The organism is Edaphosphingomonas fennica, assembly GCF_003034225.1.
GTDB classification, from domain to species: Bacteria; Pseudomonadota; Alphaproteobacteria; order Sphingomonadales; family Sphingomonadaceae; genus Sphingomonas_E; species Sphingomonas_E fennica.
In genome coordinates, this window is sequence record NZ_PHHF01000011.1 from 1 (window position 1) to 11,293 (window position 11,293).

Genomic DNA, 11,293 nt, shown 5'->3' on the forward strand with positions numbered 1-11,293 from the left:
ATGCCCTTGCCAAGGGGGCGTCCACATATGAATCACATTCCCGACGCCAAGGGAATCCTGTTTATGGGTCCCGACCCTAGCCGAAGCGAGCAACCCCAACCTCATCCCCCCGGAGTCTTCTGAAATCTGTTCAAGCGTAATGAGGCGGATCGTACCAGAGTTGGAAAAGCTTGCTCAACATGAACTGGGCATCCAACCGTAGGGACATGCGGGTGTTTGTATAATCAAAAGCAGCGGGCAACATGGCCAAAGATAACACAATTCTGCCACACCGCCCCTCTTGCTAGACCTCATAAGGACCGGCTATCATTTCCAACAGAGCGAACGAAACGGCGGAACCCCGTTGATTTCCATGTAGCAGTTATCGTGTCTGTGGTGTCTCGCACGAATTGACATCGCAGGGGTCGCAAGTTCAATCCTTGCCACGCCCACCATGAAAAGCCCCGGCAGTCCAACGACTTGCCGGGGTTTTTTATGCGCGGATTTTATCGCGGCTTTCGCTGTCTCCGGTGAAGCGCTCCCGGAACGCGAAATTCGATCTTCGATGATCCTCTCGATCTCCGCGCAGGCAGCGCTCCTGGCTATCAGTGGATCCGACGTGCGCTGCGTATTTCAGCCCGGCGTTGCTACCTGCTACCTGCTGAAGGAAGGCAGGGCTCCATAATCCATCGCCTCCAGATCGGCGATCAGGCTCGGCCCGTCCGGCTGCCAGTCGAGGCGCCGGCGTGTCCATTCGCTTGACGAAGGCATGTCGTAGCTCATGAACGATCCCATCCAGCCGAAATGCTCCGTCGCCTTTTCGGGGGCGAGGGAGATGACGGGCAGGCCCAGCCCGTTCCCGATCGCTTCGGCGATCGCCCGCGCCGGGACGCCCGCCTCCGCGGAGGCATGGTAGCGAATGCCGGCCTCATGCTTTTCGAGCGCCAGCCGGTACAGCCGGGCGACATCGGTGACGTGCGCGGCGGGCCAGCGGTTGGCGCCATCGCCGATATAGGCTGAGACGCCCCTGGTGCGCGCTATGGCGATCAGCGGGGAGATCAGCCCCTGTTTCAGGGTGTCGTGCACCTGCGGCAGGCGCACCACCGCGACCGATGCGCCCTTTGCCAGCGCATCCGCGCCGGCCTTTTCCGATGCGATGCGCGGGTTGGGATTGTTCCAGTCGACGGTGTCTTCGGTAGCGGGCTTGCCGGGGCCGTTGCTGCCCATGCCGGTGCCGGACGTGATGATGAAGGGCTTGCCGGTCCCCGCAAGCACCGCGCCCAGGGCCTCGATCAGCCGGGCGTCCTTGGCGCAATTCTCGACGAAGCGGGAGAAATCGTGATCGAAGGCCGTGTGGATCACGGCATCGGCCTGCTCTGCGCCGGCCATCAGGCTCCGCGGATCGTCGATCGTGCCGCGATAGGGCTGAGCGCCCGCCTGTTCCAGCCGGCGGGCGCCATCATCGGAGCGGGTGAGGCCCAGCACCTCATGGCCCGCGCCGATCAGTTCGGGCAGGATATGCGATCCGATGAAGCCCGTGGCGCCGGTCAGTAAAACACGCATGGAATATCTCCGAATTGTCCGGGGACTGATCTCGGGCTAGATATCAACCTGTTAAAGTAGTGACCTTATCATGGTATAACGACCAACAGGATCGCATGGTGCCCGCCCAATCCGCCAACCAGCTCGGAACCTTTCTTCGCAACCGGCGCACCCGGCTCGATCCCGCGGCCTTCGGCTATACGGGCGGCCGCCGCCGGACGCCGGGGCTGCGCCGCGAGGAGCTTGCCCAGCGCGCGAATATCAGCCCAACCTGGTATACCTGGCTGGAGCAGGGGCGGGGCGGTGCTCCGTCCGCCGACGTGCTCGACCGCATCGCCAGGGCGATGATGCTGACCGAGCCCGAGCGCGAGCATATCTACATGCTCGGGCTCGGGCGGCCGCCGGAAGTACTCTACAAGCCGGTCGAAGGCGTTTCGCCTCGCCTGCAGCGTCTGCTCGACACGCTCGGGAGCCCCGCGATCATCAAGACGGCGATCTGGGATGTGGTCGGCTGGAACAGGGCGGCCGCCATGCTGTTCACCGATTATGCGAAGATCCCCCGGGAGGAGCGCAACATCCTGCGGCTGATGTTCGGCACGGCGCGGGCGCGCACGGCTCAGGACGATTGGCAAGGCGTCGCGCGCTGGGTGGTCGGTGCGTTCCGCGCCGATGTCGCGCGTGCCGGCGTGGGCGAGGAAGCGAACCGGCTTGTCGAGGAGCTTGTGCGCATCAGCCCCGAATTCGATGCGTTCTGGCGGGACAATGATGTCGTCGCCCATGGCGAGGGGTTCAAGCGCATCCACCATCCCGAAGCCGGCCTTATCGAGCTGGAATTCTCGTCCTTCTCGGTCGACGGCAGGCCGGAACTGGGCATGGTCGTCTATAATCCCGCATCGCCGGCCGACGCCGAGGCCATCCGGGCGCTGGTCGCCTCGGCGGAGACCACCACCTGCGGAACGCCGCGCGCGGAGTCGCAGCAGCAGCCATAGAGCCGCAATCGGGATAGCCCATGACACCGCGATAGATTGGGCGGTGGGGTTGATCTGCGGGGCGGGCGATCAACCGGTCGTTGGCGCGCCCGGATAGCGGTGCGCGAGGGCGGAAATCGCGCTGACGCAGGTTAATTCACGGCGCCGGGCGGGGTCTTTTCAGGGGCTGGAAGGTTCATGGAGGGGAATATGCCGGATTTCGGCGCTTCCCTTATCTCGGAGAGACTGCATGGCTACCGCCCAGACCGCGAAACCCGCGCCCAAGACCAAACCGGCTTCGAAGGTCGCCCGCAAGAATGTGCGTGCCGAAGGCAAGCCCGTCGATGCGATCAGGCTGCTCAAGAACGACCACAAGGAAGTGAAGGGCTATTTCAAGGACTATGAGACGCTGGAGGACGATGCCGCGAAGCAGGCGCTCGCGGAGAAGATTTGCCTGGCGCTGACGGTCCACGCGCAGATCGAGGAAGAAATCTATTATCCCGCCGCGCGCGAGGCGATCGACGACGACGATCTGCTCGACGAGGCCGAGGTGGAGCATGCCAGCGCCAAGCAGCTCATCGCGGAAATCCAGGCGATGAAGGCGGGCGACCGGCTGTTCGACGCCAAGGTGACGGTGCTGGGCGAATATATCGAGCATCATGTCGAGGAGGAGGAGAGCGAGATGTTCCCCGAGAGCCGCGACAGCGATCTCGACCTCAAGGCGCTGGGCGTCCAGCTTGCCGAGCGCAAGGCCGAACTCATGGCGCGGGCCCGGTAATAGACGGAACCTCCCCGGCGCCCCACCCGCCAGAAGCGGTCGACCCGTCGATCGCTTCCGCGGAGGGTATCTGCGATTGCCTCGTTATCGGCGGCGGCCCGGCGGGGCTGACTGCCGCGATCTATCTGGCTCGGTTCCATCTCGCCGTCATCGTGATCGACGCGGGGCAGAGCCGGGCGAGCCTCATCCCGCTGACCCGCAATCATGCCGGGTTTCCGGAAGGGATAACGGGCCCCGATCTGCTGGCCCGGATGAGATCGCAAGCCGGCCTCTTTGGCGCGGAGCTTCGCAACGGCCACGTAGATGCGCTCGAGCGGCGGCAGGGAGACTTCCTCGCCCGCACGGATCAATCGACGATCCGGGCGCGGACGGTGCTGCTTGCCACCGGCGTGGTCAATCGCCGCCCGCCCATGATCGATGATTCCACGCACGCGCGTGCGGTGGCCGCCGGCCGGCTGCGCTATTGCCCGATATGCGACGGTTACGAGGTGACTGACCGAGCCGTCGCCGTACTGGGAACGGGCGAGCGCGGGTGCAACGAAGCCTTGTTCCTGCGCAGCTACACCGCCAATGTCACGCTGATCGCCCCTGAGGCGGCGCGCCAACTCTCGGCACAGCAGCGGGCTTTGCTAGGCGAAGCGGGAATCGGCATTGCCGGGCCTTGCCGCGCGATCCGGCTGGACGGAAATGAGATCCTGGTCGATCTGGAAGCCGGGCCACGGGCATTTGACAGCCTCTACCCTGCGCTGGGCTCGGATGCCCGCTCGGAGCTTGCCGGACAGGTCGGCGCCGACCTGTCCGAAGAGGGATGCCTGAAGGTCGATGCGCATCAGCGCACCAGCGTCGAGGGCCTATATGCCGCCGGCGATGTCGTGCTCGGCCTCGATCAGATCAGCCACGCCATGGGCGAGGGCGGTGTCGCCGCGACCACGATCCGCAACGATCTGGCCCGGCAGACCCCGCTTCTCCGATAGATCAGGCCTCGGGCTGCGCGTCGAGATCGACCGCCAGTTCCCGTGGCCAGAAACGCAGCGCGCGGCAGGCTTCGATGAACGGGGCGGCGTCTGCGGCCTCGCCAAGCGGCAGGCAGGCTTCGTCGAGATCCTCGGCGATGCCGGCGGCGGCGAAGAGCGCCTCGGCCTCGGCGCCGATCCCGATATATTTGCAGTGCGCGAACGCATCGGTGACGAAATCCCTGGCGGCGGCGTCGCGCGACAGCAGCGCGGCGCCGTCCGCCGAGACCAGGATCGCGACCGCGTCGAACAGGACGGAGGGGCCGCCGTCGATCTTGTGCTTCGCGGAGACGGTCGTGCCGTCGGACAAGGTCACGCCGCCGATCTTGGGCGCGATCACCTCATAAACCGCCGCTTCCTTCTCAACCGCCTTCAACAGCGCCGTGAAGATCGCCGCATCCGCGCCATCGCTCAGCAGGATGCCGAGCTTGCGCCCCTTGAAGCTGGCCGGCCCGTTCTTGACGATGCTGAGCTTGTCGGAAGCGGGCAGATCGGCGATCGGCTCGCGCGCCGCCACGGCGGGATCGGGAAGCGCCAGCCCCAGGCCATCGGCAACGGTTGCCGCAAGCGTCGCATCGATGTTCAGCAGATGCGACACGACGCGCGATCGGATATCGGGCCGTTCGACCTTGGAAAGCTCGAACACCAGCGCATCGCCGATATGCTTCCGTTCGATCGGCGTCTGGCTGACGAGGAATTGCCGCGCCTGGCTGTAATGGTCCGCGAAGCTCTCCGAACGGATGCGCTGCTTGGGGCCGTCGGCGGTTTCGGCGAAGCTCGTGAAGCCGCGGGCCGGGTCCTCGCGCGGTCCGCCATCAGCCGCGCCCCAACTGTTGGGTTCATAGTTCGCACGGCCCTTGGGATTGCGCATCGCCATGTGCCCGTCCTGCTGGAAATGGGCCATCGGGCATTTGGGCGCGTTGATCGGGATATGGGTGAAATTGGGGCCGCCCAGCCTTTTGATCTGCGTATCGAGATAGGAGAAATTGCGCCCCTGAAGCAGCGGGTCGTTCGAGAAGTCGATGCCGGGCGGCACATTCTGCGTGCAGAAGGCGACCTGCTCCGTCTCGGCGAAGAAATTGTCGACCACGCGGTCGAGCACCAGCCGGCCGATGATCCGCACCGGCACGAGTTCCTCCGGAATGATCTTGGTGGCGTCGAGCACATCGAAGTCGAAGCCGTCGGCGAAATCATCGTCGAACAGCTGCACGCCCAGCTCCCATTCGGGGAAATCGCCGCCGTTGATCGCGTCCCACAGATCACGGCGATGGAAATCGGGATCGGCGCCGTTGATCTTGACCGCCTCGTTCCAGACGACCGATTGCAGGCCCTGCCTGGGCTTCCAGTGGAACTTGACGAAGGTCGATCTGCCCTCCGCATCGAGCAGCCGGAACGTGTGGACGCCGAACCCCTCCATCGTCCGGAAGGAACGGGGAATCGCCCGGTCCGACATGGTCCACATGATCATGTGGAAGCTTTCCGGCGTCAGGCTGACGAAGTCCCAGAAATTGTCATGCGCGGTCTGCGCCTGCGGGAAGTTGCGGTCGGGCTCGGGCTTGGCCGAGTGGATCAGGTCGGGAAACTTGATCGCATCCTGGATGAAGAAGACGGGGATGTTGTTGCCGACGAGGTCCCAATTGCCCTCCTGCGTATAGAGCTTGACCGCAAAGCCGCGCACGTCGCGGGCGAGATCGAACGAGCCCTTGGAGCCGGCGACGGTCGAGAAGCGCACGAACGCCGGCGTGCGCTCGCCGACGCGCTGGAAGATATCGGCTCGGCTGACATCGGCCAGGCTGTCGGTCAGCTCGAAGAAGCCGTGCGCGCCATAGCCGCGCGCATGCACGACGCGCTCGGGAATCCGCTCATGATCGAAATGGAAGATCTTTTCGCGGAAATGGGAATCCTCGAGCAGGGTGGGGCCGCGTTTGCCTTGCTTCAGGCTGTTCTGGTCGTCCGCCACCGGAATGCCCTGCTGGGTGGTGAGCGTCGCTACGTCGCCGTCGGCGGCCTGGCGCGTCTCGCCGCCGCTACCCTGTGGCTCGTCATAGGAAAAGGAGATCGCGGCATCGGCGGGCAGGGGCGAGGCCTTCTGCGGCGATTCGCCTCCGACATCCACTCCCGCCAGCTCTGGCGACGTCATGCCGCCGGTGGATTTCGCGGGTGACTTGCCCGATGCCGGTGTCCTGGCCATGGTGATATCCTCATCTTCGCTCGATGCCTGGACGAGGCGGCCGGCCGGGTTGGTTCCGGGCATGCGGCCGCGACGCCAATGGCGGGATGTGGCCTAAGAACCCAGGCAACGCCGGGCGGTTGCCGGGGCCGGGGCTAAATTAACCTGCGTCATCATGATTGCGCCCGGGCCGGCGCAACACCCGGCCACGTCGCCCGTTGGGGAGAAGCACGGCGCGACCGCCGATGCATCCTGGCCCACCCCGGAGGATGGTCTGCCGTGTTCACCGAACGTTTCCTGAGAGATAAACGTGGTGTCAGCCTCGAGGTTGATGAGCGCGAAAGGCTCGAGGCGGCCATTGTCGAGGTTCAGACGGTTGAACCCCGCAAGACGATCGCCCGCGCGGGCGAATCCCTTCAGCAAAGCACACTGCTGCTGGAAGGCATCATGTCGCGCTATATCGATGACCGGCGCGGCCTGAGGCAGCTCGTGGCGGTGCATGTTCCGGGCGATTTCGTCGATCTGCACGCCTATCCGCTCAAGATCCTCGACCATGATGTCGCGACCATGACCGCGGCGACGGTGGCGATCGTGCCGCACGTGGCGCTCGACGCCATCACGCGCGAGATGCCCCGACTAGCCCGCAAGCTCTGGTTCGCCACGCTCATCGATGCCGCCATCCACCGCGCCTGGCTGTTCCGCCTCGGCCGTCTCGATGCGATCGGGCGCGTGGCGCATTTCCTGTGCGAGACCAATGTGCGGCTCGTCTCGGCCGGCCTCAGCGATGGTCGCCGCTTCGCATTCGGCCTCACCCAGAATGATCTCGCCGAGATATGCGGCCTCACCAACGTGCATGTGAACCGGGTGATGCGGCATCTGCGCGAAGATCGGCTCTGCATTTTCCGATCCTCGCTCGTCGAAATCCTCGATCCCGAACGATTGGCCGAACGCGGGCAGTTCAATCCCGCCTATCTCTATATCGACTACGCCCCGCCCTCAAATCCGCCCTCAAATCCAAGGCCATAGCTTCATGCCCGCACCGCCCGCCGTTCCGCCGCCACAGACCAAAGCCGGTATCGCCAGCGCCGAAGATGGGCTCGTCGTCCTCGACGGACCCGACGGCGTGGCGGTGACGATGACGCCGGATGCCGCGACGCGGACCGGCCAGAACCTGATCTCGGCCGCGGAAATCGCGGAGCGGCAGAGGGCGGACAAGGATAGATCGGAAGGGCAATGATGCGCGGCCATGCCTCCGCCCGGAGCCGTCTGCGGCGGCGCATGCCCCCGACACCGGCATGCGCGCTGGCGATACGGGATTCGTATTGATCGGTGTTGATTTCGCGCGGCCGGCCGGAACGCCGACCATCGGCGCCGGTTGTTCGGGGCATGGTGCCAGCCGCTGGCTGTCCCGATCAGGAGAATGCCGATGTCCGTCCTCGACCGCCTCATAGCCGCCGTTACGCCGCCTGAGACCGAGCAAGCCCGCCTGGAAGCGCGCACGAAGGCGACCAGCGCAGCCGCCCCGGGCGATTGGCTGGACCAGATCCTGCAGCATCACATGGACCTCGAGGATGCCTTTGCCGAGGTGAAGGCCAGCGCGGATGCCGCGGGCCGCAGCGCCGCGCTAAACCAGCTCGGGCTCCTCCTGACCGGCCATGCGATCGCGGAGGAGGCGGTGATCTATCCCGCGCTCGCCGAAGATGGCGAGAAGGCCCATGCCGGCATGGGATATGACGAGCAGGCGATGGTGAAGGTCCAGATGGCGCTTCTCGAGAAGCTGGACCCCATGAGCCAGGATTTCATCGACAAGCTCGAGCATATCGAGGGCGCTGTCGCGCATCATATGTATGCCGAGGAGGGCAACTGGTTCCTCGACCTCAAGGAAAAGGCGTCGGCCGCGGATCAGGCCATGCTGACCAGGCGCTATGCCGAAGAATATGAGCGATATGTCGGCGCGGATATGCCGGCCTGATCGCCATGGTCCGCACGGGGCTAAGGCCTGTCAGGTCCGGTGCGTCCCGGCGCCGTGGGGCGGCTGGCCGGACCGGATGCCCGGCCAGTCCTTTCGTCATCGGCCTGAAACAGACGCTGGCCGACGGCGAAGGGCGGATCGCGGCGCGTTTCGATATCAATGATCTCGCCGGCGAGGTGTTGATCTCGCGGGATTCGGTGTGGGTCCTCATCCGCCGCGAAGGTGCCGGCGGCCTGGCGTTGCGTGCCGCATTCCTGCCGACCGCCTTCACCTGCCAGAAGGTTGCGGCGCATGCGGGCGAGACGATGCGGCTTGAGCTAAGAAGCGCCATGGGCAACCACTCCATCGTGCTCAGGGCCGGCGGCGATGCGCTCGAGCATATCCGCATGACGGCCACCTTCACGCCGTTGATGCCCGCCCTCATTCCGTTCATGCCGCGCGATCTCTATCCGCTTGACGGGGACGATGATCCCCTTGGGGCGGAAGGCCGTGTCGAGGCGGCGCAGCGCGGCCTCAACAGCGGGATGATCTATTTCCGCATCGACGAGCCCGCCTTCGGCAACGTGCTCTATTTCCAGAACCTGACGGCGATGAACGCTTATTATCGCGCCACCAAAACCAGCCCCGACGGCGCGGTCGGCGGCCTGTGGCCGGAACTCGGCTATCTGCTGCCGACGCCGGTTCAATCGGGCAAGCTGCCGTCCGACCCGCTCACCGCCGGGGTCGAGGTGACGCTGTCCGACGCGATCCTCGTCTTCCGCCATCACGCCCCGCCGCATGAGCGTGAATCCGCGCGCCAGTTCCTGCAGATGCTGGGCGAAGCCTATAAGCTTCTCGACCTCCCGCCCACGGATTATCGGGATTGGGTGGCGCGCGCCGAACGGACGCTCATCGATCTCGACAAGGCCCCGGAAGCGACGATCCGCCATTATGGCCATCGCTATGTCCATCCCTATACCGCGAGCGAATATCCGGACTCGATGGTGCAGATCTCGGTGCTGGCGGCGGTTTTCGATTGGGGGAGATGGCAGGGCGCGGCCCATCCGCTCGAAGCCGAACTGCGCGCCGGGCTCAGCCGCTTTTACGATCCGGAATTGAAGGCGCTCAGGCGCTACCTGCCCAATGTCGGCGGCGACAAGGACGCCGACGCGGTCGACAGCTGGTATCTCTACCACCCGATGCTCAACCTGGGGCGGATGGCGCTGGCGGGCGATGGGTCTTCGGCCAGGCTGTTCCTCGATTGCATCGACTTCAGCATCAAGGCCGCCCGGCACTTCGACTATAAATGGCCGATCCAATATAAGATAACCGACTTTTCCGTCATCACCGCGACCGCCAACGACGATCGCGGCCAGACGGATGTCGGCGGCCTTTATGCCTATGTCATGCTGCAGGCGCACGAGCTGACCGGCGATCCGCGCTTTCTCGACGAGGCAAAGGCAGCGATCGACGCGGCGATGGGGATGCGGTTCAACCTCAACTATCAGGCGAACCTCACCGCCTGGGGCGCCGCGGCCTGCATGCGGCTCTACCGCATCACCAATGACGTGAAATATGCCGAGCAGAGCTATGTCTATCTCGCCAGCTTCTTCCACAATTGCGAGATATGGGAGAGCGAGCTCGAGCATGCGGTGCATTACCGCAACTTCCTGAGCGTCACCTGCCTCCAGGACGCGCCCTATATGGCGATCTACGAGTGTTTCGACGCCTTCACCGCCTTCGAGGTCTATCTGGACCAGAGCGGGCCGGATCTCGATCCGGCGGTGCGGATGCTGGTGGCCGAATATTGCAGATATGCGCTCGATCGCGCCTGGTATTATTATCCGGATGTCCTGCCGGCCGGGATCCTCGCGACCGGGAACCGCAACGGCCATATCGATCGCAAGCTGTCGTTCCCGCTGGAGGACCTCTATCCCGATGGTCAATGTCCCGGTCAGGTGGGCCAGGAAATATACGGCGCGGGTGCCGCGATGGTGTTTGCAACCCGCAATTTCCACGCGGTGGAAGGCGCGCCTTTCAAGCTGTTCTGCGACCATTTCATCAGGGGAATCGAGCGCATCGGCGATCGGTCGCTAAGCATCATGCTGGACGGCGGCGAAACCTGCGTCGCCACCTTGAGCTTCGTTCGGGAAAAGCGCCGCAAGCTGCCCAGGACAAAAGTTGCGGCCGCCGACGGCGATGTCCTGCGCGGGCACCCGATGGGGGCTGACCGCATCGATTATCACGTGCCGGCCAGCGGCCGTCTCATCATCAGCTGGATCGACGGGAAAGGGTAAGCATGACCGAGCTATCCGACGCACATACCCAGCAGCCGGGACTGGCGGGGCGCAAGGCCATCATCACCGGCGGCACGACGGGGATCGGCCGCGCGATCGCGGTGCTGCTCGCCTCCGAAGGCGCGAGGATATTCGTCTGCGGCCGAACGCCCGAGCATCTGGATGACGCGCTGAAGCGCATCCGCGAGGTAGGCGAGGGGGACGGCATCAATGTCGACCTCGCCAACCGGGAGGAGGCCGAGCGGTTTTTCGATGCCGCCGAGGATTATCTGGGCGGCATCGACATTGCCGTAATCAACGCGGCGGTCCCGGCCGAGGCGCTGGCCGAAACCGACGATGGGGATACCGATTACCAGATCGCCGTGGATTTCGCGTCCTACCTCACCACCACACAGGCCGCCGCGAAGCGGATGAAGGCGGGGAGCGATATCGTCCTGATCGGATCGATGTCCGCCGTGTCGCGCAAGGGAGGCAATTCCATCTACGTGGCGGCCAAATCGGGCATCCAGGGATTTGTGTAGCGCGACGATTACGGAGTCCGGTCGGCGTCAATTTTGATGGCCGATAGGTGGCCGCGCCGGTTGGTGAATTCTGG

The 11,293-nt window shown here is 64.7% G+C and carries 10 protein-coding genes; 8 read left to right on the forward strand and 2 right to left on the reverse strand.

Translation table 11 applies throughout. The features are described 5' to 3' along the window. Nucleotides 1–633: 633 nt before the first annotated feature. Nucleotides 634–1,542, reverse strand: coding sequence for an SDR family oxidoreductase (locus tag CV103_RS02475; RefSeq protein ID WP_107393881.1), 909 nt, complete (start codon nucleotides 1,540–1,542; stop codon nucleotides 634–636). 95 nt (nucleotides 1,543–1,637) lie between these two features. Between CV103_RS02475 and CV103_RS02480 the strand changes: the two genes are divergently transcribed. From CV103_RS02480 to CV103_RS02490, 3 genes are all read left to right on the forward strand, one after another. Then, entirely contained in the window at nucleotides 1,638–2,510 is an 873-nt protein-coding gene (locus CV103_RS02480) for a helix-turn-helix transcriptional regulator (protein ID WP_107393882.1), read from the forward strand. 229 nt (nucleotides 2,511–2,739) lie between these two features. Continuing rightward, complete coding sequence (locus tag CV103_RS02485) at nucleotides 2,740–3,267, forward strand: hemerythrin domain-containing protein (RefSeq protein ID WP_107393883.1); 528 nt, start codon at nucleotides 2,740–2,742, stop codon at nucleotides 3,265–3,267. A 68-nt stretch (nucleotides 3,268–3,335) separates the two neighbouring features. After that, nucleotides 3,336–4,241 (forward strand): NAD(P)/FAD-dependent oxidoreductase, encoded by a 906-nt coding sequence (locus CV103_RS02490; RefSeq protein WP_211314336.1) that lies wholly within the window; start codon nucleotides 3,336–3,338, stop codon nucleotides 4,239–4,241. Between the two features lies 1 nt (nucleotide 4,242). Here the strand turns inward: CV103_RS02490 and CV103_RS02495 are convergent, their stop codons facing one another. Beyond that, the gene (locus CV103_RS02495) at nucleotides 4,243–6,420 is read right to left on the reverse strand and encodes a catalase (protein WP_170112535.1); all 2,178 of its coding nucleotides are present in this window, start codon (nucleotides 6,418–6,420) and stop codon (nucleotides 4,243–4,245) included. A gap of 309 nt (nucleotides 6,421–6,729) precedes the next feature. Between CV103_RS02495 and CV103_RS02500 the strand changes: the two genes are divergently transcribed. The 5 genes from CV103_RS02500 (at nucleotide 6,730) to CV103_RS02520 (ending at nucleotide 11,219) form a co-directional block, all read left to right on the forward strand. Continuing rightward, nucleotides 6,730–7,476 carry a Crp/Fnr family transcriptional regulator gene (locus CV103_RS02500; protein WP_211314334.1) on the forward strand — a complete coding sequence of 249 codons (747 nt, stop codon included), beginning with the start codon at nucleotides 6,730–6,732 and terminating at the stop codon, nucleotides 7,474–7,476. A 4-nt stretch (nucleotides 7,477–7,480) separates the two neighbouring features. Further along, the gene (locus CV103_RS02505; RefSeq protein WP_107393884.1) at nucleotides 7,481–7,687 is read left to right on the forward strand and encodes a hypothetical protein; all 207 of its coding nucleotides are present in this window, start codon (nucleotides 7,481–7,483) and stop codon (nucleotides 7,685–7,687) included. Nucleotides 7,688–7,876: 189 nt separating this feature from the next. Then, nucleotides 7,877–8,422, forward strand: a complete 546-nt coding sequence (locus CV103_RS02510; protein ID WP_107393885.1) for a hemerythrin domain-containing protein — start codon at nucleotides 7,877–7,879, stop codon at nucleotides 8,420–8,422. 197 nt (nucleotides 8,423–8,619) lie between these two features. Next, nucleotides 8,620–10,698 carry a hypothetical protein gene (locus CV103_RS02515; RefSeq protein ID WP_245896626.1) on the forward strand — a complete coding sequence of 693 codons (2,079 nt, stop codon included), beginning with the start codon at nucleotides 8,620–8,622 and terminating at the stop codon, nucleotides 10,696–10,698. Between the two features lie 2 nt (nucleotides 10,699–10,700). Next, nucleotides 10,701–11,219, forward strand: a complete 519-nt coding sequence (locus CV103_RS02520) for an SDR family NAD(P)-dependent oxidoreductase (RefSeq protein WP_107393887.1) — start codon at nucleotides 10,701–10,703, stop codon at nucleotides 11,217–11,219. Nucleotides 11,220–11,293: the final 74 nt, after the last annotated feature.